This is a genomic window from Arthrobacter sp. ISL-65 (assembly GCF_018613795.1).
In the GTDB taxonomy this organism is placed as follows: domain Bacteria; phylum Actinomycetota; class Actinomycetes; order Actinomycetales; family Micrococcaceae; genus Arthrobacter.
Genome location: NZ_JAGGPN010000039.1, coordinates 45,644 through 70,417, shown reverse-complemented (window position 1 = coordinate 70,417; position 24,774 = coordinate 45,644). Strand labels below are relative to the sequence as shown.

At 66.4% G+C, this 24,774-nt stretch carries 20 protein-coding genes; 9 read left to right on the top strand and 11 right to left on the bottom strand.

The genetic code is table 11. The features are described from left to right. Positions 1 to 23 precede the first annotated feature (23 nt). The 5 genes from J7I85_RS17385 to dinB form a co-directional block, all read right to left on the bottom strand. Positions 24 to 689, bottom strand: a complete 666-nt coding sequence (locus J7I85_RS17385; protein WP_214854089.1) for a hypothetical protein — start codon at positions 687 to 689, stop codon at positions 24 to 26. Beyond that, positions 686 to 1,684 (bottom strand): 16S rRNA (cytosine(1402)-N(4))-methyltransferase RsmH, encoded by a 999-nt coding sequence (gene rsmH / locus J7I85_RS17380; protein ID WP_214854087.1) that lies wholly within the window; start codon positions 1,682 to 1,684, stop codon positions 686 to 688. Before rsmH ends, J7I85_RS17385 begins: the two co-directional genes overlap by 4 nt. Before the next feature lie 160 nt (positions 1,685 to 1,844). Next, complete coding sequence (gene mraZ / locus J7I85_RS17375; RefSeq protein ID WP_102973964.1) at positions 1,845 to 2,273, bottom strand: division/cell wall cluster transcriptional repressor MraZ; 429 nt, start codon at positions 2,271 to 2,273, stop codon at positions 1,845 to 1,847. Positions 2,274 to 2,655: 382 nt separating this feature from the next. After that, positions 2,656 to 3,027: a DUF3040 domain-containing protein gene (locus J7I85_RS17370; RefSeq protein ID WP_102973963.1), complete on the bottom strand. Its 372-nt coding sequence runs from the start codon at positions 3,025 to 3,027 to the stop codon at positions 2,656 to 2,658. A gap of 315 nt (positions 3,028 to 3,342) precedes the next feature. After that, positions 3,343 to 4,503, bottom strand: a complete 1,161-nt coding sequence (gene dinB / locus J7I85_RS17365; protein WP_251024492.1) for a DNA polymerase IV — start codon at positions 4,501 to 4,503, stop codon at positions 3,343 to 3,345. 141 nt (positions 4,504 to 4,644) lie between these two features. Here dinB and J7I85_RS17360 point away from each other — a divergent pair, with 141 nt between their 5' ends. Further along, a complete protein-coding gene (locus J7I85_RS17360; RefSeq protein ID WP_308159534.1) occupies positions 4,645 to 5,202 on the top strand; it encodes a hypothetical protein in 558 nt (185 codons plus the stop codon). Further along, positions 5,199 to 6,293: a polyprenyl synthetase family protein gene (locus J7I85_RS17355; protein WP_374102488.1), complete on the top strand. Its 1,095-nt coding sequence runs from the start codon at positions 5,199 to 5,201 to the stop codon at positions 6,291 to 6,293. Before J7I85_RS17360 ends, J7I85_RS17355 begins: the two co-directional genes overlap by 4 nt. A 70-nt stretch (positions 6,294 to 6,363) precedes the next feature. On the opposite strand, the gene J7I85_RS17350 is transcribed toward J7I85_RS17355, so the two are convergent. Beyond that, positions 6,364 to 6,717 (bottom strand): Rv2175c family DNA-binding protein, encoded by a 354-nt coding sequence (locus tag J7I85_RS17350; protein ID WP_214854081.1) that lies wholly within the window; start codon positions 6,715 to 6,717, stop codon positions 6,364 to 6,366. 250 nt (positions 6,718 to 6,967) lie between these two features. Between J7I85_RS17350 and J7I85_RS17345 the strand changes: the two genes are divergently transcribed. Together J7I85_RS17345 and J7I85_RS17340 are read left to right on the top strand one after the other, a co-directional pair. Continuing rightward, on the top strand, positions 6,968 to 8,287 hold the full coding sequence (locus tag J7I85_RS17345; protein WP_214854078.1) for a lytic transglycosylase domain-containing protein: 1,320 nt from the start codon (positions 6,968 to 6,970) through the stop codon (positions 8,285 to 8,287). A 197-nt stretch (positions 8,288 to 8,484) separates the two neighbouring features. Continuing rightward, positions 8,485 to 10,626 (top strand): Stk1 family PASTA domain-containing Ser/Thr kinase, encoded by a 2,142-nt coding sequence (locus J7I85_RS17340; RefSeq protein ID WP_251024500.1) that lies wholly within the window; start codon positions 8,485 to 8,487, stop codon positions 10,624 to 10,626. A gap of 91 nt (positions 10,627 to 10,717) precedes the next feature. Here the strand turns inward: J7I85_RS17340 and J7I85_RS17335 are convergent, their stop codons facing one another. Both J7I85_RS17335 and J7I85_RS17330 read right to left on the bottom strand, forming a co-directional pair. Beyond that, positions 10,718 to 12,109, bottom strand: coding sequence for a class II 3-deoxy-7-phosphoheptulonate synthase (locus J7I85_RS17335; protein WP_214854072.1), 1,392 nt, complete (start codon positions 12,107 to 12,109; stop codon positions 10,718 to 10,720). Between the two features lie 108 nt (positions 12,110 to 12,217). Then, on the bottom strand, positions 12,218 to 12,946 hold the full coding sequence (locus tag J7I85_RS17330) for a 1-acyl-sn-glycerol-3-phosphate acyltransferase (RefSeq protein ID WP_214854069.1): 729 nt from the start codon (positions 12,944 to 12,946) through the stop codon (positions 12,218 to 12,220). 111 nt (positions 12,947 to 13,057) lie between these two features. Here J7I85_RS17330 and J7I85_RS17325 point away from each other — a divergent pair, with 111 nt between their 5' ends. The 3 genes from J7I85_RS17325 to J7I85_RS17315 are packed head-to-tail and all read left to right on the top strand — an operon-like array spanning position 13,058 to position 15,334. Continuing rightward, positions 13,058 to 13,846: a carboxylesterase gene (locus tag J7I85_RS17325; protein ID WP_214854066.1), complete on the top strand. Its 789-nt coding sequence runs from the start codon at positions 13,058 to 13,060 to the stop codon at positions 13,844 to 13,846. Continuing rightward, on the top strand, positions 13,843 to 14,655 hold the full coding sequence (locus J7I85_RS17320; RefSeq protein WP_214854064.1) for a carboxylesterase: 813 nt from the start codon (positions 13,843 to 13,845) through the stop codon (positions 14,653 to 14,655). The genes J7I85_RS17325 and J7I85_RS17320 overlap by 4 nt, the downstream gene beginning before the upstream one ends. Beyond that, entirely contained in the window at positions 14,648 to 15,334 is a 687-nt protein-coding gene (locus J7I85_RS17315) for a hypothetical protein (protein ID WP_214854062.1), read from the top strand. The genes J7I85_RS17320 and J7I85_RS17315 overlap by 8 nt, the downstream gene beginning before the upstream one ends. An 8-nt stretch (positions 15,335 to 15,342) precedes the next feature. Here the strand turns inward: J7I85_RS17315 and J7I85_RS17310 are convergent, their stop codons facing one another. Further along, positions 15,343 to 16,488 (bottom strand): ROK family glucokinase, encoded by a 1,146-nt coding sequence (locus J7I85_RS17310; RefSeq protein ID WP_214854060.1) that lies wholly within the window; start codon positions 16,486 to 16,488, stop codon positions 15,343 to 15,345. A 194-nt stretch (positions 16,489 to 16,682) separates the two neighbouring features. Here J7I85_RS17310 and J7I85_RS17305 point away from each other — a divergent pair, with 194 nt between their 5' ends. Continuing rightward, positions 16,683 to 18,503, top strand: coding sequence for a long-chain fatty acid--CoA ligase (locus J7I85_RS17305; protein WP_214854058.1), 1,821 nt, complete (start codon positions 16,683 to 16,685; stop codon positions 18,501 to 18,503). Between the two features lie 100 nt (positions 18,504 to 18,603). On the opposite strand, the gene J7I85_RS17300 is transcribed toward J7I85_RS17305, so the two are convergent. After that, positions 18,604 to 19,995 (bottom strand): MinD/ParA family protein, encoded by a 1,392-nt coding sequence (locus J7I85_RS17300; RefSeq protein ID WP_214854056.1) that lies wholly within the window; start codon positions 19,993 to 19,995, stop codon positions 18,604 to 18,606. Positions 19,996 to 20,190: 195 nt separating this feature from the next. Then, positions 20,191 to 23,586, bottom strand: a complete 3,396-nt coding sequence (locus J7I85_RS17295; protein ID WP_214854054.1) for a pyruvate carboxylase — start codon at positions 23,584 to 23,586, stop codon at positions 20,191 to 20,193. 358 nt (positions 23,587 to 23,944) lie between these two features. Between J7I85_RS17295 and J7I85_RS17290 the strand changes: the two genes are divergently transcribed. Next, a complete protein-coding gene (locus tag J7I85_RS17290) occupies positions 23,945 to 24,766 on the top strand; it encodes a ParA family protein (RefSeq protein ID WP_214854052.1) in 822 nt (273 codons plus the stop codon). Positions 24,767 to 24,774: the final 8 nt, after the last annotated feature.

Genomic DNA, 24,774 nt, shown 5'->3' with positions numbered 1-24,774 from the left:
GCTACCAGCCGCCTGTTCGTGCCCTACTGCCCCGGCGTCCTTTGCTCCGGCGCCGGAATGGTGCCCCCGTTGAGGGCCGCGGGCTTGGCCGCAGCCGCCGGCTCGGCCGGCTTCGCAGCAGCCGGGGCCTCCGGCTGGTCAACTGCTGTTTCACCGGCAGCGGGCGCCCTGCTTTCCAGCGGCTCGCCCGAGCTGGCGGGCGGGACCACGTTCAGCTGACCCGGGACGGCAGGGGCAGCGATCACCGCTCCTGCCGAGTCTCCCTTGACCGCCGGCTTGGCCTCCCCGCTCACGGTCAGCGTGGAAAGATCAACCTGTCCCTTGCCGGTGGAAGCAACCATTCCCAATTCTGCGGCCTTGGCAGCCAGATTCTGGGGAGCCTCAAAGTTTTGCACCTGCTGTGTCAGATCCTGGTTCTGCTTAGTGAGCGCCGTCTGCTCGGCACGAAGCTTGACCAACTGGTACTGCGCTGTGGAAACAGAGATGTTGAGCACCAGTACGGCGATCAGCGCGGACGCCAGCATGCCGAAGCAGAGAACAACGAAGGGCGCGCGGCGCTTTTTCGGTGCGGACCGGACCAAGGACAGCGGGGTGCGCGCCTTGCGGGCCGAACCCGGAAGCCCGGCCTCTATGTCATGGACGCTCGGGCCGGACGGAAGGGCGAGGTTCCTGGCAGCTGCGGTGCTCATTTTGCTCTCCTGGCTCTGATGCGTTCCACTGCGCGCAGCCGGGCTGATGCTGCGCGCGAATTCTCTGCGATCTCGACGGCGGTAGGCACCTCGGTGCCTTTGGTCAGGGTCTTGAGTTCGGCCTTGTGTTCTTCAAGCTCCACCGGGAAGCCGAGCGGCGCTGATGATTTGGAGCCGGCCTGGAAAACGCCCTTGACGATCTTGTCTTCCAGGGAGTGGTAGGACATCACGACGATCCGGCCGCCAAGCGCGATGGCATCCACCGCCGCCGGAACGGCACGTTCGAGGACTTCGAGTTCCTCGTTGACCTCGATGCGCAGCGCCTGGAAGGTGCGCTTGGCCGGATGTCCGCCGGACTTGGCTGCGGCAGCCGGAACCACCGCCCTGATCTGCTCGACGAGTTCCCCCGTGGTGGCGAACGGCTTCGCTGCCCGGGCGGCAACGATCCTGTTGGCGATGCGCCCCGCGAACTTTTCCTCACCCCACTTGCGGATGATCCTGACCAGATCCTCTTCGCTGTAGTTGTTAACGACGTCCGCCGCTGTCTGGCCGCGGCTGGTGTCCATCCGCATGTCCAGGGGCGCGTCAAAGGAATAGGCGAAACCGCGTTCTCGCTCGTCGAGCTGCAGGGACGACACCCCCAGGTCCATCAGGATGCCGTGGACCTCGGGAATGCCGAGGTCCTCAAGCACCTCGGCGATTTCGTCGTAAACAGCGTGAACCAGGTCCGTGCGGGCCGCGAAGGGCTTGAGCCGCTCCCCGGCCAACGCCAGGGCTTCTTCGTCACGGTCGATGCCCACGAGGTGCAGGTCAGGAAAGCGCTGGAGCATGGCTTCGGAGTGCCCGCCCATGCCGAGCGTGGCATCAATGGCCACCGGAGTCTCACCGCGCAGGCGTGCCGCCTCGAATCCGGGCGCCAAAAGATTGATGCACCGGTCCTTCAGGACCGGTACATGGCGTTCGGACGTAGGCTTCGGCTGGTCGGGTTCTGTCATGCCTTCGTCCTTCCTTGAGCGCCTCGGGTGGTTTCTTGGGCCAGATCCCCATCCGCGCCTATCCCCTTGGCTGCCTGGCTCCGGGGAAGTGAGCCAGGTAGTCGGCAGGGATGGGCGGCTGGAGATCTCGTCCAAGAAACGGATACGGGTTCGGGCCGGCCTAAAGGATGCCGGCGATGGGGTTGTCAGTTTCGGAGAAGGAGGTTTCCTTCTCCGCCAGGTACTCATTCCAGGCCTGGGCATCCCAGATCTCCGCGCGGGTGCCGGCCCCAATAACGGCCAACTCCCTGCCGAGCCCTGCATACTCCCGGAGCGCGGGAGGTATGGTCACGCGCCCCTGCTTGTCAGGTACCTCGTCCGAGGCTCCAGAGAGAAAAACCCGGATGTAGTCACGAGCCGACTTGTTGGAGATCGGAGCCTCCCGGATCTGCTCGTGTACCCTCGCGAATTCCTGCTCGCTGAAGACGTAGATGCAGCGCTCCTGGCCTCGCGTGAGAACAAGTCCGCCGGCAAGCTCCTCACGGAACTTGGCGGGAAGAATGATCCTGCCCTTTTCGTCAAGACGCGGCGAGTGTGTCCCAAGGAACACGTCCCACCGCCCGTCTGCCGTCAGAAGCCGAACAACCCCCGCGCTGCCACTACCCTCTTACGCGCTCCACTTTACTCCACTTCTCCCCACAGTCAACGCGACGCGGGCAATTCTCTGCTGCTGGGACAAACATATTTCCGCGGATTGGCGGGGATTTTGGCCGGGGGCGGAAAGTGGAGGGAAATTGCGCCGGTCCCGCGGGGGCGGCCGCGGCGGCATTAGCCCTGGAACATCGGCTCCGGGCAGCAGTTCCGCGGGTTAAAGCAGAATGACCCGCCGCAGCGGGTCATCCTGGACTATTTGGCGCCCAGCCGGGGATGGACCCGGTGGTGCGATATGGAGGGTGGTGCGAAGTGGAGGTGGCGGGAAGTGGAGCGCGGGCTCAGGACTCCCCGCGGCGCCTTTCATCCCATCGTTCCTCAAGGCTGTTCATAAAAGAGCTCTTACTCTTCGACTTCCGGCCATGCCCGCCGGCCTTCGCTTTGCCGGCCGCAACGCTGCGCATCGTGGCAAAGTAAACTCCGGCACCCATGACGACGAACCCGAGGACCCCTACAAATATGTTCTGGAGGGAGACACCCACCAGGAGGAGCAGCACCCCGGCCAGCGTGGCCAGTACGCCAATCACAATGTGCCGGGTGGACCAGCTACGGCCGGGATCCGAGCCCATGGAATTGGCAAACTTGGGATCGTCCTCATGCAGTTGCCTCTCGAGTTGCTCGAGCAGCTTCTGTTCGTGCTCCGAGAGCGGCATCACGACCTCCTTAAGTAGGCCAACGTCCAGACAGGCCGGAACCGTTTGTTCCTGCCCCGTCAACGACCGGCATGCCATCCAGGTTCCCGGGCCGCCAACCTCGGCAGATCCAGGGATTCAAGCATACTGACGCAGCGGGTCAGGTGATCCACACATGTCCAGACGTTCGAAATCTTTGTATCTATAAGGATAGTTTGTTGGGCGCTGTTCTGAAAGATGCTGTTCACGGGCGGCAACACTGCCCGGGCCTTGACCTGACACTGTTCTCCGGCCATGAACACGGTTTCCCGCCCCACGGGTGTCGCCGGAATCACGTTAGGGGTTGCCGCTTCCCGGCTCAAGCAGCCGGGCCGGAAGCACGGACTTGCTGCCGAACTTCTCCGCCACCTTGTCAAGTGCCTGTTCAGCGGCCCTCCAGTTGTCATCGCGCCTGTCCAGGCTCAGCTGAAGGGAGGTCTGCGCGGCCGCTTCCAGCTGCTCCGCACGCACACCAACCAGCCGGACCGTCAGGGGCCGGCTGCCCAGTGACTCCAGCAGCTGGATGGCCACGGCATAGATGAGCTGCGCGCTGTCCAGTGGCGCGTGGACCGTGCGGCTTCGGGTCACCGTGGAGAAATCGGCGTACCTCAGCTTGAGCGCCACAGTCCGGGCCACCAACCCGGAAGAGCGCAGCCGCTCGGCAGTGCGGTGCGACAGTCGCAGCAGCTCCCGGTGCAGCAGGGCATCGTCCGCCGTGTCCGAGGCGAACGTTCCCTCCGCTCCGATGCTCTTTTCTACCCGCACCGGAGTGACCGTCCGGCTGTCGATACCCCAGGAGAGCCGGTGGACGTGTTCGCCGGTGGCGCCCAGCACCTTCTTGAGCGAGGAGACCGGCGTCGCGGCGACATCCGCCACGGTACGGATTCCCAGGCGGGCCAACACTTCCGCCGTCTTGCCTCCGACACCCCACAGGGCATTGACCGGAAGGCTGTGAAGATACGGGACGGTCTGCTCCGGCCGGATGAGCAGCAGCCCATCCGGCTTGCACCGGGTGGAAGCGATCTTGGCCACAAACTTGCTGGCGGCGATCCCCACGGACGCCGTGATGCCCAGTTCGCTGGCGACCCTCCTCCGGATCAACTGCCCTATTTCACTCGGCGGACCAAGCCTGCGGATCGCCCCTCCGACGTCAAGGAATGCCTCGTCGACACTGAGCGGCTCAACGAGCTCCGTGATCGACTCGAATATGCCCATCAGCTGGCCGGACACTTCGTAGTACAGCTTGTGCCTGGGCTCGATGATGACGGCCTGCGGACACAGCCTCTGGGCCACGGCCATGGGCATCGCCGACTTCACGCCGAACCTGCGTGCCTCGTACGAAGCAGACAGCACAACGGAACGCTCCGCCGGAAAACCCACGATAACCGGCCGGCCACGCAGATCAGGGCGGGCGCGCAGTTCTACCGAGACAAAAAACGCGTCCATATCGACGTGCATAATGCTCGCCCGCCGAAAGTCCCGCAGCCGCGCTTCCGCCTGCTCTCTGTCGTCGTCCGGCCCCACATCTGCAATCCTATGCCCTGCACCTGACTAAACTGGAGGCTGAATCCGGCATCAACACCCAGGAGGACCGCACCTGTGAAGGTCATTGGAACGCTCATGCCTGCCCGCCTTGGGCTGCTCGCCGCTGGAGCGGCCGTAGTGGCGGCGGCGTCAGCGTGCACGGCACAGGCGCCCGGTGCCGCAACGCCCGCGGCAACGGCATCGGCCTCCCCCGCTGCCGCAGCAACGAATACAGCAGCCGCCACGGCGTCCCCGACGGCTACCGCCAGCCCGTCTGCTTCCCCCGGCACGTCTGCCACCGTGGGAGCGCTCGTCGCCGGCTTCCCGTCAAAGCTTCTTCCCGTGATGCCCGGGGCCAAGGTGGTGGCCAGCAGCTTCGACAAGTCCACCTCCCCGGCCAGCGTCGCGCTGGTTGGCTCCATCTCCGCCAAGCCGGCCGCAGTCGTCGCGTATTACACCAAAGCCCTGGAGGGACAGGGCTTTACGGCTGTTCCCGGCAACGCCGTGGGAAGCGTGGCGTCCAAGGACTTCGTCCGGGCGGGCAGCGAGACCGTAAATATCGCCGTCCCTGCAACGGGCGGGATTTCAACCTTCACCATCGGCGCCAACGTGACTCCCGAGTCCGTCAAGTGATGGTGGCCGAGCAGCTTCGCGTGGAGCAGGCGGACTTCGTGGCCGCCGTAGCGGGAAAGCTGACAGACTTCCTGACCACCCGGCAGTCAATCATGACGGCAATCTCGCCGGACATCGATCCCATCATGGGATCCATCTCCAACCTGGTCACCGGCGGAAAGCGGCTGCGCGCCCTCATGTGCTACTGGGGATGGCGCGGAGCGGGCGGCCCTGCCTCCGCGGAGGACATCATCACGGCAGGTGCGGCCCTTGAGCTGTTCCAGGCCGCCGCCCTGATCCACGACGACATCATCGACCGGTCGGACACCCGCCGGGGCGGGCCCAGCGTGCACCGCCGGTTCAGCCAGCTCCACGAGTCCCAAGGCTGGGCCCTCGACAGCGAACGCTTCGGCCACGCCGCAGCCATCCTGGCCGGCGACCTGTGCTTGTCCTTCAGCGAGGAAGCCTTTACCGACATCGGCGCAACGGCGGCCTCAGGAAGCAGGGCAAGGCTGATCTTCAACCTGATGCGTTCGGAGGTCATGGCCGGCCAGTATCTGGACATTCTCGAAGAGGTGGCCGGGCCGGTCCGGGACCGAGCCGGCGCTGTCAGCCGCGCCCAGTCAATCATCCGTTTCAAGTCGGCCAAGTACTCGACGGAACATCCGCTCGCCCTGGGCGGGGCGCTCGGTGGGGCCTCTGACGAACTGCTCCGGGGCTACTCCGCGTTCGCGCTCCCCCTGGGCGAAGCCTTCCAGCTTCGCGACGACGTCCTGGGCGTATTCGGGGACCCGGTGACCACCGGAAAGCCTGCGGGAGACGACCTCCGGGAGGGCAAGCGGACCGTGCTCGTGGCCTTCGCACTGGATCTGGCCACCCCCGAGGAGTCCGCGTTCATCGACTCAAGGCTCGGCAGCCCCGAGCTGAGCGAGGACGACGTGGCCGAGATCCGCCGGATCATTGCGGACTGCGGATCGTTGCAGGCCACGGAGGTGCTCATCGAGGAGTTCGGCGCGGCGGCGTACGCGGCCCTCGAGCTTCTGCCGCTGGAAGACCTCCCCAAGACCGCGCTGCGGCGGCTGGCCGAGGCGACAGTGAGCCGGGCCGCCTAATTGGCTGGCCCGGCCCATTTGATCACATTGGGTTAATTACCAGGCTGGGTTTATTACCAGGCCAGGTTTATTACCACGCCAGGGACTGCGCTCGGCGCCGGATTTCCGTCTTGCGACCCTCGCGAAGGGCATCGATGGGCCGCCCCCGCAGTGACTCGTCAGGGGTAAAGAGCCAGCCGATAAGCTCTTCGTCCGAGAAGCCCGCGTCTGCCAGCACAAGAATCGTGCCCTTGAGGCTGTCCACGACGTGGCCGTCCTGGAGGAAAGCCGCGGGCACCGAACGGATCCGGCGTTCCCCGATCCGCAGGGCGGCCAGCGCGCGCTCGTCGAGGAGCCCGTGGACTTTGGTAATGGACACATCCAGCAACTGGGCAACGTCGGGCAGGGCCAACCAGTCGCCTACAAGGGTTTCTACAGTACTCACGGGTCAAGGTTGCCATGACGGGCGCCCGCAAGCCTAGTCGAAACAGCGCACGTATGCGCCCGCCCCATTTTCGCGCGCGACACACCCAGTCCGGCAGATTTTCCGGCTGAAAGCTGATTCTTGTGCTAACCGAAAAATCATGAGAGATTCACATAGATAACATTCGCAACACGATTAACATCAGTAACATTGGTATCACGAGCAACTGGCGCGACCGACAGCATTCGCCGCTGAGAAGAGGATCTTCCCCATGACGACGACCCGCTCCACTAAGCAGTCACCCCGGCCGGGCCTGCCGCTGATCGCGGCCGCGACGGCCACGCTCCCTGCCGTCATGCTTTCCTCCCTTGCGGTCGCCCAGCCCGCAGCGGCCGACGCCCGGCCCAAAACTGTGCCCGCGACACTCGCCGCCGCCATCGAGGCGCAGGCGGCGGCAGTCAAAGCAGGCATCATCCCCGCAGCCTCCGTGCCGGCTGCGCTCCCTTCGGGCCTGCAACCCACCCGCGTCACCCCGACGGCCCACACGGTGGTCCGGGGGGATACGGTCAGCGGCATCGCCGGCCGGTACGGGCTGAGCACCACTGCCGTGCTAAAGCTCAACAGGCTGAAGTCGAACTCCGTGATCTACCCGGGGCAGCGGATCAAGCTAAAGGCTGCCGCGGCTCCTGCAGCCAAGACTGCTGCGGCGCCCGCCAGCACCGCTGCCCGGACGTACACGGTCAAGTCCGGCGACACTCTGGGCGGCATCGCCGGGCGGCATGGCGTCAGGCTCTCCCAGGTGCTCAGCTGGAACGGGCTCAAGGTGTCATCGATCATCTATCCCGGCCAGAAGATCCGGCTCGGTGCCGGCACCGCTGTTGCGGCGGCCCCGGCCAAGGCGGCAGCACCGGCTGCCACCCCCTCAGCCTCCTATGTCATCAAGTCCGGGGACACGCTGTCCGGCATTGCAGCCAGGCACGGCGTCAAGCTCGCGGCCATCCTGTCGGCGAACCGGCTGAAGGTCACCAGCGTCATCTACCCCGGCCAGAAGCTCGCCATTCCCGGGAAGGCCAGCGCCGTCCAGCCGGCATCCAGCGTCACGCCCCTCGTGCCCAGCACCTTCCTCGGCTACACCTACCCGGCAGCCGTTGTCAGCTCGGCCAACAAGAACAAGGCCCTGCTCAACGCCTCGCCCGTTCCGTCCCTGGCCCAGATGCAGTCCATCGTGGCTGACACCGCCAGGCGGATGGGCGTGGATCCGGCACTGGCACAGGCCTTCGCGTATCAGGAATCCGGGTTCAACCAGCGGGCAGTGTCACCGGCCAATGCGATCGGCACCATGCAGGTCATCCCGTCCTCCGGCGAATGGGCATCCGACCTCGTGGGCCGGAAGCTGAACCTGCTTGACCCGTACGACAATGCCACCGCCGGAGTTGCGATCATCCGCCAGCTGATCCGGACCAGCAAGAACCTGGATTACGCCATCGCCGGCTACTACCAGGGCCAGTACTCGGTCAACAAGCACGGTATGTACTCCGACACGAAGCACTACGTGGCAGCGATCAAGGCACACCGCAAGACCTTCAGCTGACGCCCTCGATTGGCCTCAGGGCCGGTGTACCCCGGCCGCCGGGAGCATAACGATACGGGTCCGGATCGCATGTTGATTCGGACCCGTTTCCGTGCAGCACTTAGTATCGAAGAGTGCAGGAAAACGCTTTAGGCAGTTTCGTTGGCTCCCTGGTGGACAACCGCTACCAGGTGAAGTCCCGGTTGGCGCGGGGCGGCATGTCCACCGTTTATGTGGCCACGGACCAGAGGCTGGACCGTGATGTTGCCCTGAAAGTCCTCCATCCCCACCTGGTCAACGACGGCAATTTCCTCGATCGTCTGGCCCGCGAAGCACGGGCAGCCGCAAAGCTCTCACACCCGCACGTGGTGGGCGTCCTCGACCAGGGGCACGACGGAGACACCGCCTACCTCGTGATGGAGTACATCAAGGGGCACACCCTCCGCGACGTCATCAACAGCAAGGGCGCCCTGTCCCCCCGGCTGGCCCTGGCACTCATCGATCCGGTGGTGGAAGGCCTGGGGGCTGCCCATGCCGCAGGCATGATCCACCGCGACGTCAAGCCGGAGAATGTCCTGATCGCCGACGACGGCCGGATCAAGATCGGCGACTTCGGCCTCGCACGCGCCGTGACGACGACAACCAGCACAGGTGCCCTGATCGGCACTATCGCATACCTCTCACCGGAACTGGTCCTTGGCAAACCGGCCGACGCACGAAGCGACATCTACGCCACGGGCATCATGCTGTTCGAGATGCTCACGGGACGCCAGCCATTCGAGGGGGACGTCCCCATCCAGGTGGCCTACCAGCACGTGAACTCCACTGTGGGCGCTCCCTCCGGCCTGGTTCCCGGGCTCGCGCAAGAGGTGGATGAACTCGTGCAGTGGTGTACCGCCAGCGACCCCGAGCAGCGGCCGGTGGACGGCAACGCCCTGCTGGCGGAACTGCGCCATATCCGGACCAACCTCACCGACTCCGAACTTGATCTGCAACCCCCCGCAGCCATTCAGGCGGCCGCGGCGGCGGGCACAGCCCCTGAAACCGGCCCGCCCGGCATGAGCGCTCCGCCCGCACCCGCCCGGATGCCGTCCCGAATGCCGGGAAGCCCGCCCGGCCAGGGAGACCCGCGAGCACAGGGCAACCAGGAAAACAATGGAAACCACACTGAGCTGCTGGCACCCATTAGCGGCGATGAAGTCCCCCGGGGCCGCCCCACAGAAGTCATTTCACGGACCAGCAACCCGACCACCGTGTTTTCCACCCCTGTCTCTTCAACCCCCGTCTCTTCACCGCCCGTCTCTTCAAGATCCGGTCCGGTCCTCCCGTCCTACGGATTCGACGACGACGACGAGGCGGAGGCGGGCCCGCTCCCCCTGGGCAAGCGGGAACAGCGGAAGCTGGACCGCCACGAACAAAAGGAACGGTCGCGCGCCGCGGCCACTCCCGTCCGGACGCTCCGGGAGGGGAATGCCCGGCGCAGGGGCGCTCTTTGGATTGTGGTCCTGGTGCTCCTGGCCCTCCTTGCCACCGGTGCGGGATGGTTCTTCGGCATGGGACCAGGCTCCCCCGGTACCGTGCCGGCCGTGGCAAACAGGACAGTGGCGGAGGCCCAGCAACTGCTGCGGGACGCAGGCTTCCAGTCCAGCACCCAGGACGTCTTCGATGATGACGTCAAGGCCGGACTCGTGGTGGGTTCCGAACCTGGCGCCGGAACGGAAATCCGTAAATTCCAGCAGGTCTCGCTGTTCGTGTCCAAGGGGCCGCAGCTGTTTCCCCTGCCGCAGCTGACCGGCAAGACGCTCGATGCGTCCAAGGAAGCACTCAACGGCGCCGAGATGGCGCTAGGCAAGGTCACCGGGAAATTCGACGAGGAGGTCCCGGCAGGAACGGTCCTGGGCCAGGCCCCGGCGGCCGGAACGCCCGTGCGGCATGGCACGCCGGTGAGCCTCACAGTTTCGAAGGGCCCGCAGCCCATTGCGGTGCCGGACGTGCGCGGACAGGACCAGGACGAGGCTTTCCGCTCCATTGAAGCTGCGGGACTCAAAGCTGTGGTGGCCGACGAAACGGTGCACGACAAGAACGTTCCGAAGGGGGCCGTGGTCAGCCAGGAACCCGCTTCGGGAACCCTGACAAGAGGCCAAACGGTCACCCTGACGATTTCCGAGGGGCCCAAGCTCGTGAAGGTGCCCAATTACATCGGCAAGCAGGTCCGCGAGGCCCGCGAAGCCTTGGAAAAGCGCGGTTTTGAAGTCCGCGTCAACGAAGTCCTCGGCGGCTTCTTCGGCACGGTCCGGGACCAGGATCCCGTGGACACTGAGGTACCCGAAGGCTCGGTCATTACCCTCACCGTGGTGTAGCCGGGACGATGAATAGAAGACCGGCGCCGGGGAGTGTGAACTACTCCCGGCGCCGGTCTTCCATTGTGCTGCTGGATCCGCCCAGCGCGGCTTAGCGGCGGGTGAGCGCGCCCGCCACGAGGAAGGCCATCTCCAGCGACTGCATGTGGTTCAGGCGGGGATCGCAGACCGACTCGTAGCGGTCGAGGAACGCTTCCTGGTCGATGGGGTCGGCGCCGCCGAGGCATTCGGCCACGTCATCCCCGGTCATCTCGACGTGCAGGCCGCCCGGAACCGTCCCCAGGGCATGGTGCACTTCGAAGAACCCGCGCACCTCGTCGATGACGTCATCGAAATTCCGGGTCTTGTAGCCGTTGGGTGAGGTGACGGTGTTGCCGTGCATCGGGTCCGTGACCCACAGGACCTGGGCGCCGGAGGCGGTGACCCTTTCGACGAGGGACGGGAGCTTCTCGCGGATGTTGCCGGCACCCATGCGGGTGATGAACGTGAGCCTGCCCGGTTCGCGCTCGGGATCCAGCTTGTCGATGAGGCGCAGGGCGTCGTCGCCGGACGTGGACGGGCCCAGCTTGACGCCGATCGGGTTGCGGACCCGGGACAGGTAATCCACGTGGGCGTGGTCCAGCTCGCGGGTACGCTCCCCGATCCACAGGAAGTGGCCGGAGGTGCCGTAGGGCAGCCCGGTGCGGGAGTCGATGCGGGTCAGCGCACGCTCGTAGTCGAGCAGGAGGGCCTCATGGCTGGCAAAGAACTCAACCCGCTTCAGGGCTTCAAAGTCGGCGCCGCAGGATGCCATGAACTTGATGGCGCGATCGATGTCGCGAGCGAGGGACTCGTAGCGGGCGTGGGCAGGGTTCTCGGTGAAGCCCTTGTTCCAGGTGTGCACCAGACGGAGGTCCGCGAACCCGCCCTGGGTGAATGCCCGGATGAGGTTCAGTGTGGAAGCGGAGGTGTGGTACGCGCGGAGCATGCGGCTGGCGTCGTGGGCCCGCGACTCGGGGGTGAAGTCGTAGCCGTTCACGATGTCGCCCCGGTATGCCGGCAGCGTTACGCCGTCACGGGTCTCGTCGTTGGAGGAGCGCGGCTTGGCGAACTGGCCGGCCATGCGCCCCATCTTGATGACGGGCATCGCCGCGCCGTAGGTCAGGACCACTGCCATCTGCAGGATCGTCTTCACGCGTGCGCTGATCTTGTCCGCCGTGGCACCCTCAAAGGTCTCGGCGCAGTCACCGCCCTGGAGCAGGAAGGCCTTGCCCTGGGCTGCGGCGGCGAGACGCTCGCGCAGGATGTCCACCTCGCCCGCGAAAACGAGCGGCGGGAGCGCGGACAATTCCTTGACGGATGCGTTGAAGACCCCGGAGTCCTCCCAGCTCGGCTGCTGGGAGATGGGAAGGTCCCGCCAGTTGTCGAGTCCCGGATAGTTGGCCGCACCGCTCTGTGCAGTGCTGGTCAGGGAAGAGGCAGGTTTTGCAGATAGCTCAGTCACACTACTAAGAGTAGATGGCCGAACCTGCTTCGGGACACCCGGACTGTCATGCGCCCGGCCCTGGCGTCACAGATACACGGCGTCACAGATACCCGGCGTCACGGACATCTACGACGCCGACCGGGAGGAACCGGCCTCCCCCGGCTCCGGGCCGGCCTTCCCCGCCAGCCTGAGCTTGACCACCGAGGCGTACTCGTCCACGTATTCCTGTCCGGAGAGCCGCATGAGCTCGTACATGACCTCGTCCGTGACGGACCGCTGGATCAGCCGGTCATCGGCCATGCCCTCATACCTGCTGAAGTCCAGGGGCTTGCCGAAGATCATGCCGATCCGCCGGATGTTCGGCAGCCGCTTGCCGATGGGCTGAACCTTGTCCGTTCCGATCATCGCCACCGGTATGACGGGGACACCAGCCTGCAGGGCCAGCCGGGCCACCCCCACTTTCCCGCGGTACAGCCGAGAGTCGGGGCTGCGCGTCCCCTCGGGGTAGATGCCCAGCAGTCCGCCGTGGGTGAGCACATCCATACCCGCATCGAGTGAGGCCGCCGACGCCGCGCCCCCGGAACGGTCCATGGGGAGCTGGTTGGTCAGCCGGAAGAACAGGGCGGTCAACCGGCCCTTGAGCCCCGTGCCCGTGAAGTACTCGGCTTTGGCCAGGAAAATGACGGGCCGCGGCACCATCAGCGGCATGAAGATAGAGTCCGAAAATGAGAGGTGGTTGGAGGCGATAATGGCCGCCCCCTCGGACGGGATGTTGTCCAGCCCTTTGACCCACGGCCGGAAAAGAGTGCGGACCACCGGCCCCAGGAAGATCCGCTTCATGACCCAATAGAACACGTGTCTTACCTCTCCGGAAGGCTACCGCCCGGGCGTTCCAAACGGCCCAGCGGCACTGCAATGCAACCCTACTCTAGTGAGAATTGTCTGGAACAGTGACACGATGGATCCATGACAGAAAGCAGCGACCGCACAAGGCCCGCCGCTTTCAGCTACGCGGGACACGGTGTCAATGCGCGGATCGGAATCGCGATTTCCCACGGCTTCACCGGCAGTCCCCTCAGCATCCTGCCGTGGGCTGAATTTTTGGCCGGGCGCGGTTTCGCCGTCACGGTTCCGCTGCTCCCCGGGCATGGCACGAGCTGGCAGGAACTGGCCAGGACAGGATGGCGGGAGTGGCACGGCGCCTTCGAACGGTCGTATCTGGAACTGGCGGCCAGGACCGACGAATGCTACGTGGCAGGCCTCTCCATGGGCGGTGCCATCGCCCTGCTCACCGCATCCCGCCACAACGTGGCGGGTGTCGCCGTCGTCAATCCGGGCCTGAGCTTTTACGACCGGCGCGTCCGGGTCATTGGCCTGCTGAAGTACATCCAAAGAACCACCGTGCCTATGGCGGAGGACAATCCGACGGCGGCCCCCACGGACGATGGCGACTACTCCCTCACGCCGCTGGCGGCGGTTCACCAGCTGAAGAGGCTGTTCGCTGCCGCCGTCCGCGGCCTGCCGCGGATCACTGCCCCGGTGCTGGTCTTCAAGTCGGTCAGTGACGCAGTGGTACCCCCGACATCGCTAAGCCTGATCCGGAGGCGCCTCGGCTCCGCGGCCCTCGACGTGGTGCTGCTCAGGAACAGCGGTCATGTGGCTACGCTGGACACGGACGCCCAGGAAATTTTCGAGTCCTCGGCGCGGTTTTTCCAGCTGCATTCCCGAAGCCACATACCGTCGGAGAAGTCATGACCACAGTTCCCGATCACAGCCCGTTCAGCAGCGCCTTCTCCGGCGAGGGGCCGTCCATCGGCATCGCCCTGTCCCACGGGTTCACCGGCAGCCCGCACAGCCTGCGTTCGTGGGCCCAATCGTTTGCCGATGCCGGCTTTGCCGTCAGGATGCCGCTGCTGCCGGGCCACGGCACCACCTGGCAGGAGCTGTCCCGCAACCGCTGGCCGCAGTGGCATGACGCGATGGACGCCGCGTACCTGGAGCTCGAGTCCGAGTGCGACCTTGTCTTCGCAGCGGGCCTGTCCATGGGCGGCGCCCTGGCACTGCGCATCGCCGCAACCAGGCCCGTCGCCGGAGCCATCGTGGTCAACCCCGGCCTTGTCATTGATGACCGCCGTGCCCCGCTGGCCGGGATCCTTAAGCTGGTCCTCAAGAGCACCCCGGCAATAGCCAACGACATCCGGAAGCAGGGCGTCGACGAGGGCGCATATCCCCGCACCCCTGTGGCAGCCGCCCACGAACTGAATAAAATGTTCAAAGACACGGTCCGGCTGCTGCCGCGCATAACGGCGCCGGTGCGCGTGTTCCGCTCCACGGTGGACCACGTTGTTTCCGATACCAGCATCACGGCGCTGCGGCGCGGGCTTACCCACGCCCCGCTGCAGCTCACACTGCTCGACAACAGTTACCACGTGGCCACGCTGGACCACGATGCCGCTCAGATCTTCAGCGGCTCGGTGGACTTCGTCCGCTCCGTGGTGGCGGGCGGCCACCAGGAATCCGCCGACTCCGCGACAGCCAGCCAGAAGGGCGCGACCGATGAATAGGCCCGATTCGAATTCATCCGATCCGAGTGCCAACCAGGATGACGCCGTCTGGCTCGACCTGGTGGCCAGGCTCCAGGGCGGCGACAGCCCGGCTCCGGATGCGGACGCCGTCCCCGGCGACGGGGAATCCCCCGCCACCAAGTCTCCGCGCCATCACGGCGGTCCCCGGCACAGCACGGCTACCAGCGACGACGCCGCCGGCTCTGCACGGGCAGAACAGCCGGACGCCGGTTCCGGTCCGGAAAGCGCGTCAAAACGCTTCACCGACTTCGATCCGCTGGGTCTGGCGCCACGGGCGCCCCGGGAACTGTCAGCCGCCGAGCGGCAGCAGGCCGCCGAGCGGGAGAAAGCAACCGGGCAGGAGAAGGCCGCCCGGTCCGGGCAGCCTGCCGTTCCCCCCGGCGCCGGGGACCCGCGCGACTACAGTGTCGAGGACGACGACGGTGAGTTCGTGCCGGAGGAGCCGCCCAAGCTTTCGGCGACGGACCCGCTGACGATGCTCGCGTGGCTGGGCGCCGTCGGCGCTCCGGTTGCCCTGGTCCTGTCGGCGATGTTTTGGCGCTCCGCGCCGCTGCTGGCAATCCTCGGCATGGTTGCCGCGTTCATCGCGGCTGTGGTGTATCTGATCATGAAGCTGCCGCAGGAGAAGGACGAGAACGACGACGGTGCCCGGGTCTGACGCGTCCGTCAGCGGCGCGTACGGCTACTGGCCCGGGACAGGTCGGCAGCCCCGATCAGGCCGGCATACGGCCCTAGTGCAGCCAGCTCTATTTCTGCGGCCGGACGGAATCCGCGGCCGGTGAGGTTGCGGGCGAACGCCTTGCGCGCCGGAGCCACCAGCAGTTCCCCGGCCGCGCACAGACCGCCACCAATCACGAACTTCCCGGGATCGAGGGCGGCGGCAAGGTTCGCCAGCCCCAGACCGAGCCAGTTCCCGACGTCCTCCAGGAGTTCCCGGGAGGCGGCGTCGCCCGCAATGGCCAGTTCCGTCACCGTCGTTCCGGTGATGCGGTCGGCGCTTCCGTCCACGGCCTTGAGAAGTTCCTGCGCCACGGGCGAATTCGCCATCGCCAGTTCCCGAGCCTCCCGGCCGAGGGCGTTGCCTGAGGCGTACTGTTCCCAGCAGCCGCGGTTGCCGCACTCGCACCGGTGGCCGCCGGGCATGATGATCTGGTGGCCGAACTCCCCCGCCACACCAAACCTGCCGCGCTCGACGCGCCCGTCCATCACCATGGCTCCGCCGATGCCGGTGCCAAGGGTGATGCAGACCAGCCGGTCCTGCCCCTGCCCGGCACCGAAGCGCCACTCGGCCCAGGCCGCAGCGTCGGCGTCGTTAACCAGCATGACGGGGCGGCGCAGCAGGTGCTGCAGGTTCTCACGCAGCGGTTCGTTCCGCCAGGCGAGGTGCGGGCTGAACAGCACCGTGCCGCCATCGAGATCCATCCAGCCAGCGGCGCCAATGCCCACCGACCGGATCCGGGCACCGGCGCTCAATTCCTCAACCAGTTCCACGATGACCCGCTCCACCGCACGCGGATCGCTTCCCGGCGTGGACCGGCGCGCCTCGCGCAGGATGCGGCCCTCGGCGTCCACCACGCCGCCGGCAACCTTGGTGCCGCCGATGTCGATGCCGATGGCAAGCCCCCGGCGGCCCAGCCGCAGTTGCTGCCGGAACAGGCGGTGGCCAGCCAACTGGCCCCCGAACCCTGAGGCCGGGCGCCGTGACATTGAGTGCCGCGACTCCGCGCGCCGGGACGCCCATCCCCCGGGCCGGCCGCTCCGGATGGAGTCAAGGGGCGGTGCTGGCTGCTCGTTGGGCGGGGAGGGCTGCATAGTCCCCCATTCTAGGTGTCGCCGCAGAACGTCTTCGCAGGTAGGACACGTGAACGACACGTCCTGCACACTGGCGGCCCGCACCCCTTAGCCGTAAAGTTACCGATGGGTAACCACGATCTGCAGGCCCCCGCCATGGGACGTACTAAGGTTAGGACTACCCGCTGCGGCCAACGGATATCAAAGGAGCTAACGTGCGCGAATTCAGCGTTCCGCCCTTGGCGAACGTCCCTCTGGACAGCAATATCACGGACCTTGTACTGCGCCAGGCAGCGAAGGCATCCAACCCTGCCCTGTTTTCGCGCCTCGACTCTGCCGGCCAGTGGCAGGACATCCGGGCCAAGGAATTTGTGGCCGACGTGTCCGCCCTCGCCAAGGGGCTCATCGCCAGCGGCGTCAGTGCGGGCGACCGCGTGGGCATCATGTCGCGTACCCGCTACGAGTGGGCACTCATCGACTTCGCCATCTGGTTCGCAGGTGGCGTTTCCGTTCCCATCTACGAAACGTCATCGCCTTCCCAAGTCGCCTGGAACCTGGGCGACTCCGGCGCCGTCGCTGCAATCGGCGAATCGGACCACCACGAAAACATCATCCGGCAGGCCGCTGCCACCGAAGGTCTCACGGCACTGACCCACGTGTGGCAGCTGGAGGGGGACGGCCTCGACACCGTACGTGCGGCGGGCACCGCCATCAGCGACGACGAACTCGACGCCCGGCGGCGCTCCGCCGGGCTCCGCGACCTCGCCACCATCATCTACACGTCGGGCACCACGGGCCGGCCCAAAGGCTGCGAACTGACCCACGGAAACTTCGTGGAGCTGTCCGAGAACGCCCTGGCCACCTCGCTGAGCGGCGTGGTCAATGAGCAGTCCCGCACCATCATGTTCCTGCCGCTGGCGCATGTCTTCGCGCGCTTCATCTCGGTCCTGGCCGTGGCCGCCGGCGTCACCGTGGCGCACACCCCCGACATCAAGCACCTGCTGCCCGACCTGCAGAGCTACAAGCCGACGTTCATCCTTGCCGTTCCGCGCGTCTTCGAAAAGGTATACAACTCGGCCCTCACCAAGGCCGAGGACGGCGGCAAGGGCGCGATCTTCCACAAGGCCGCCGAGACCGCGATCGCCTACTCCCGTGCACGGCAGGGCGGCGGCGTCGGCCTGGGCCTGAAGATCAGGCACGCGATCTTCGACAAGCTCGTCTACGGCAAGCTCCGGGCCGCCATGGGCGGCGAGGTGGCTCATGCGGTGTCCGGCGGCGGCCCGCTGGGCGAGCGGCTGGGCCACTTTTTCCAAGGCATCGGCCTGCAGATCCTGGAAGGCTACGGCCTGACCGAGACCACGGCCCCCGTCAGCGTCAACACGCCGGAGCGCATCAAAATCGGCACCGTGGGCGCCCCGATTCCAGGCAACAGCGTTCGGATCGCCGACGACGGCGAGATCCTCGTCAAGGGCACCTGCGTCATGCGGGGGTACTACCAGCGCCCCGACCTCACGGACGAGTCGTTCGCTGACGGCTGGTTCCGCACCGGGGATATCGGCCAGCTCGACGAGGACGGCTACCTGCTGATCACCGGGCGGAAGAAGGAAATCATTGTCACCGCCGGCGGCAAGAATGTGGTTCCCGCACTGCTCGAGGACCAGATCCGGGCGGATGCCCTGGTGTCACAGGTACTCGTCGTTGGTGACAACCGTCCGTTCATCGGCGCCCTCGTGACTCTCGATGAGGAAGCCCTGCCGGGCTGGCTGCAACGCCACGGGCTGCCGGCGGACACGAAGCTGAGCGACGCCGCCGACCACGCCGAGATCAAGGCCGCCGTGCAGGAGCTCATCAACCAGGCCAACCAGTCGGTCTCGCAGGCGGAGGCCATCAAGTCCTTCCGGATCGTGCCGAGCGACTTCACCGAAGCCTCCGGCCACCTGACCCCGTCCATGAAGGTCAAGCGCGCGCAGGTCATGAAGGACTTCGAAGCGGTGATCGACGACATGTACAAGTCGCCGAAGCCCACCCGCGCCTAGGGCTGGAGTACTTGCCTCGTTAGGGAGTTTTGTCCACTTGTCGGGACTTCCGGGGCCTCCGGAGGCCAATAAGTGTACAAAAACTCCCGACGGCGGCGGGTCAGGCCTGCTGAAGCTCGTCCACCACCAGCGCGGCCAGCTCCACGGCGGCGGCGCGGGTTGCCGGCTTCAGCTGGCCCAGGCGGATCCGCGAGCCTTCCGCCAGGTGCCGGTCATGCGGAATCCGCACCACATTCTTTACCCGGGACAGGAAGTGCTGCTCAATTTCGTCGATGTTGACCAGGGTGCGGTTGCCGGCAGCCATGTTAATGACCACTGTTGCCTTGGCGACGAGATCCTGCCGGCCGTGGGCCTCAAGCCAGGACAGCGTTTCGGACGCCAGCCGGGCCTCATCCACGCTGCCGCCCGAGACGAGCACCACGGCATCGGCCTTCTCCAGCGTGCCCTTCATGACCGAGTGCACCATGCCGGTGCCTGAGTCGGTGAGCACGATCGAGTAGTACCGGCCCAGGATGTCGGTGACTGCACGGTAGTCGGAGTCGTCGAAGGCGTGCGCCACCATGGGATCTGTGTCCGAAGCCAGCACATCGAGGCGCGAGCCCTCCCTGGCCGTGTAGTTGGACAACTGAGCGAATGAGTCGACCGTGAACCTGTCCTTCACCAGCTGGCGGGCCGTGAAATCGGCCCTGCCCGGCGACCGGTCCGATAGGGTGCCCCGGTCCGGATTCGCATCCATCGCGATGATCCGGTCCTCACGCAGCTCCGCGAGCACCATGCCGAGCAGCGTGGTGACGGTGGTCTTGCCCACTCCGCCCTTGCGCGAGAGCACCGGCACGTACCGGGTCCGCTCCCCCAGCCGCATGGCGATGCGGTGCTCCATGGCCCGCTGGATACGGACCTGGTCCGAGTCGCCCAGGTTCACGTAGCCCAGGGTTGCCTGGTACAGCCAGCGGCGCCAGCCTGACACCGGGGCGGCTGCGGCTCTGGTCAGGAGACGGTCGGCGGTGAGCGCAGCAGCGGGCTCCGGCCCCTCGGGCCGCTCACGGCGCCCGGGAAGGTCCTTCGCTTCTTCACTGATATCACCCGGCTCGGTCGCCGGTTCGGCGGCAGTGGCTGCGCCCGATGCATCAGCCGGCTCTGTGCCCGCAGCGGCTGCGCCGGTTGCGCTAAGTTCGTCGATGTCGCTGACGGTAACACCGGGGCCGGCGGTCACAACGGGCATGGCCGATGTCACCGTCCCCTGTTGCACCACGCCGCCGACTGCGGAGAGCGATCCGGCGGAGGTGCGGTCCTGGCCGTCGGAAACGGTCACCACGCTGATGTCCCCTGCCGGAGCCACGTCACTGGTCACCGCTGCGTCCGCGGCGTCCGCCGGAGACACGCCGCCCGGACCGGCCCCAGCCTCCCCCGCAACGTCGACGACGCTGCCTTGGGAGATTGAAGGCCTCCGGTCGGGGCGCGGCCCGGGCTTGGGCGTATTGGTCTGCGTCATGGCTTCCGCTCTGTTTCGTACTGGCTGCCGGCTGGGTTCCGGCAACCAATGTGGTTCGGAAATGGCTGTGGGGGCGGCTCAGCGCCGTCCCCACAACCTTTTTTCTGTCTTCCACCCTACCTGCAGGGTGGCCGCAGGCCGCCCTGCAGGCTATTCAGCGGTCGTCTAGCCGCCGGTCATCTGCTCAACAGTCATCTATTCGACGACGATCAGCAGGTCACCGCCCTGAACCTGTTCCACAGCGGAAATGGCCAGCCGCGTCACCTTGCCGCCCACCGGCGTCGTGATGGATGCCTCCATCTTCATCGCCTCGATGGTGGCAACCGTGTCGCCCGCGTTGACGGTGTCACCCGCCTTGACGGTGACCGTCACGGCGCCAGCGAAGGGAGCCGCGACATGACCCGGCACGGACGCGTCAGCCTTCTCCGCCGTCTTCACATTGCTGACCACGGACTTGTCGCGCACCGAGACCGGGCGGGACTGACCGTTGAGCGTGCACATGACCGTGCGCATACCCTTCTCGTCCGGCTCCGACACAGCTTCCAGGGACGCGATGAGGCGCACACCCTTTTCGAGCTGCATCACGTGCTCTTCGCCGCGCTGCAGGCCGTACAGGTAGTCGCGGGTGTCCAGGACCGACACGTTGCCGTAGGTCTCGACGCTCTTGAGGTAGTCCTTCGTCGGCCCCGCGAAAAGGAGCCGGTTCAGGGTCTGCTGGCGGGTCTTCGAGTCGCCGCGGAGAGCCGCGCTGTCCTCGGCGCTCAGCTCGGCGTCGCGCACCTTGACGCTGCGGCCCTGAAGGGCCTTGGTGCGGAACGGCTCCGGCCAGCCTCCCGGGGGATCGCCCAGCTCACCGGACAGGAACCCGATGACGGAGTCGGGGATGTCATAGTTCTGCGGGTTCTCGTTGAAGTCGGCCGGGTCTGCGTTCAGCCCGACGAGGTGCAGGGCAAGGTCGCCCACCACCTTCGACGACGGGGTCACCTTGACCAGGTGGCCCAGGATCCGGTCCGCGGCGGTGTACATGTCCTCGATCGCCTCGAAGCGTTCGCCCAGGCCCAGCGCCATGGCCTGCTGGCGGAGGTTGGACAGCTGCCCGCCTGGGATTTCGTGCTGGTACACGCGGCCTGTCGGACCTGGAAGGCCCGACTCGAAGGGAGCATAAACCCTGCGCACGGCCTCCCAGTATGGCTCGAGGGAACAGACCGCGGCCAGGCTGAGCCCCGTGTCACGTTCCGTGTGGGCCAGGGCCGCAACCAGTGCCGACGCCGACGGCTGGCTCGTGGTGCCAGCCAGGGACGCCGAGGCCACATCGACGGCGTCGACGCCTGCGTCGGCTGCCGCAATCAGGGTGGCCAGCTGTCCACCGGCGGTGTCGTGGGTGTGCAGGTGGACCGGGAGGTCGAACCGTTCCCGCAGCGCCGAGACGAGCTTCGCGGCGGCTGCCGGACGCAGCAGGCCTGCCATGTCCTTGATGGCCAGGATGTGGGCACCGGCGTCGACAATCTTGTCCGCCAGGCCCAGGTAGTAATCCAGCGTGTAGAGCTTCTCTTCCGGATCCAGCATGTCGCCCGTGTAGCACAGTGCCACCTCGGCGACGGCGGTGCCGGTGGCCCGCACCGCGCGGATGGCCGGCGCCATCTGGCTGACGTCGTTCAGCGCGTCGAAGATGCGGAAGATGTCGATGCCGGTGGCGGCCGCCTCGTTAACGAAAGCCTCGGTCACTTCCTCGGGGTACGGGGTGTAGCCCACAGTGTTCCGGCCGCGGAGCAGCATCTGCAGGCAGATGTTCGGCAGGGTCTTGCGCAGCGCGGCCAGCCGGTCCCAGGGATCTTCGCCGAGGAACCGCAGCGCGACGTCGTAGGTGGCGCCGCCCCAGGCTTCAACGGACAGCAGTTCCGGCAGGAGGTTGGAGACCGCGGGTGCGGCAGCCACCAGGTCCCTCGTGCGGACGCGGGTGGCCAGCAGGGACTGGTGGGCGTCGCGGAAGGTGGTGTCGGTGACGGCGACGGCCTTCTGCTCGCGCAGCGCCTTGGCGAAGCCCTCCGGCCCGAGTTCCAGCAGCCGCTGGCGGGAGCCGGGGCGTGCCTCGGCTCCGGCGACGGCCGGGAGCTTGTCTGCCGGGTCGGTGCGGACCGGAAGTTCGCCGTTCGGCTTGTTCACGGTGACCTCGGCCAGCCAGGTCAGCAGCTTGGTGCCGCGGTCCGCGGATACGCGCGACTTCAGCAGTTCGGGCCGTTCGTCGATGAACGATGTGGCCACGTTGCCGGCGATGAAGTCGGCGTCGTCAAGGACGGCCTGCAGGAAGGAGATGTTGGTGGAGACACCACGGATACGGAATTCCGCCAGTGCCCGGCGCGCCCTGGCCACCGCGGCGGGGTAGTCCCGGCCGCGGCAGGTGAGCTTCACCAGCATGGAGTCGAAGTGCGGGCTGATTTCGGCGCCCGAGTAGACGGTGCCGCCGTCGAGCCTTACGCCGGCACCGCCGGCGGAGCGGTAACCGGTGATCTTTCCGACGTCGGGCCGGAAGCCGTTGGCCGGGTCCTCGGTGGTGATGCGGCTCTGCAGCGCGGCACCCTTGAGGAAGACGGTCTCCTGGGACAGACCCAGATCGGCCAGGGTCTCGCCGGCGGCGATACGCAACTGCGCCTGGACGAGGTCGACGTCGGTGACCTCCTCCGTGACGGTGTGCTCCACCTGGATGCGGGGGTTCATTTCGATGAAGACGTGCTGGCCGGCGCGTTCGCCGACGGTGTCCACCAGGAACTCAACCGTTCCGGCGTTGACGTAGTTCAGGGCCTTGGCGAACTTCACGGCGTCCCGATAGAGGGCCTGGCGGATGCCTTCGTCCAGGTTGGGGGCCGGGGCGATCTCGATGACCTTCTGGTGCCGCCTCTGGATGGAACAGTCACGCTCGAAGAGGTGCATGACGTTGCCCTCGGCGTCGGCCAGGATCTGGACCTCGATGTGGCGCGGGCGGAGCACGGCCTGCTCAAGGAACATGGTGGGGTCACCGAAGGCTGCGTCGGCCTCGCGCATGGCGGACTGCAGCGCCTCCGGCAGGGCCTCGCGGGTGTCGACGCGGCGCATGCCGCGCCCGCCGCCGCCGGCTACTGCCTTGGCGAAAATGGGGAAGCCGATCTCATCCGCAGCAGCGATCAGTTCGTCAAGGTCCTTCGACGGCGCGCTGGACTTCAGCACGGGGACGCCAGCCTTGCGGGCGGCCTCCAGGGCGGCCACCTTGTTGCCGGCGAGCTCCAGGACCTCCGCGGGCGGGCCCACGAAGGTGATGCCTGCCGCCTTCGCGGCACGCGCAAGGTCGGGGTTCTCGGAGAGGAAGCCGTAGCCCGGGTAGATGGCGTCCGCACCGGACTCCTTGGCAACCCGCACCACTTCGTCGACGTCCAGGTAGGCGCGGACCGGGTGGCCCTCTTCGCCGATCAGATACGCCTCATCGGCCTTCTGGCGGTGGATCGAGTTGCGGTCCTCGTTGGGGAACACGGCGACTGTCTTGGCGCCCAGTTCGTAGCCGGCGCGGAAAGCACGGATTGCGATTTCTCCGCGGTTGGCCACCAGAATCTTGGAAAACATACTTCTCCTGCATCATTGCGGGTGTATCGGGTGAGTGGTCACAGTGTGTAAGACGGGCCGGACGAAACACAAATCATTGTGTCTACCATCACAGAATTATCCGTCATGTCCGGGCCAAATTCACTGCCGGTCCATATTTACTGCCGCTAAACCACCACCATTCGCTTTCGGCGCACTGCCGCGGACGGACGACGCCAGGCGGGCAGGCCGGGAAGGCATGCCCGGATCCGCATAAGAAGGGATTCGGGCCGAGGTCAACATATGATGAATGGGGCGGCGGAAGCCTGCCCCGGTTCCGGCAGCACCGGAACGGAACGTACCCCAACACGGCAACCGGCGTTAGGTATTGGTCTCTCAAGTGCAAGTAGTCAGCATCAGCAGCCTCAAGGGCGGTGTCGGCAAGACATCCGTTACAACCGGACTGGCGTCTGCGGCACTGGCCGCAGGCATCCCAACCCTCGTAGTGGACCTCGATCCCCATGCCGACGCAACCACAGCCCTCGGCGTGCAGCCCAGCGACAAGCTGGACATCGGCAGGATGCTGAAGAATCCACGCAAGGCCAGACTTGCGGAGAACGTCGTGCCCAGCGGCTGGATCAGCCGGGCGGCCGTCAACGGTTCCGGCCCAGCGGTCCTCGACGTCGCCGTCGGATCCGCGTACACCGGAATTTACGACCGTCCGGACCTTGGCAAGCGCGATTTGCGCAGGCTGTCCGCGGTACTGGCCGGCGCGGACTCGTACGAGCTCGTCCTGGTGGACTGCCCGCCGTCCCTGAACGGGCTGACCCGCATGGCGTGGTCGGCAAGCAACAAGGTTGCCCTGGTGGCCGAGCCCGGGCTCTTCTCCGTGGCCGGCACCGAACGCACCATGCGGGCCATCCAGCTGTTCCGGCAGGAATTCGCGCCGAACCTGTCCCCCGCCGGCATCGTGGCCAACCGCGTTCGCTCCGGGTCCTCCGAGCACGCGTTCCGCCTTGCCGAGATGCAGACAATGTTCGGCGACCTCCTGCTGGCTCCGCACATCCCGGAGCAGGCCAACTGGCAGCAGATCCAGGGCGCGGCCCATTCCGTCCACCACTGGCCCGGCGACTCCGCCAAGACCGCGGCCGGGCTCTACGACACGCTGCTCGGAAATCTTCTGGCCACCAACAAGACCAGCCGCAGCCGAAGTGCCCGCTAAACCGCACG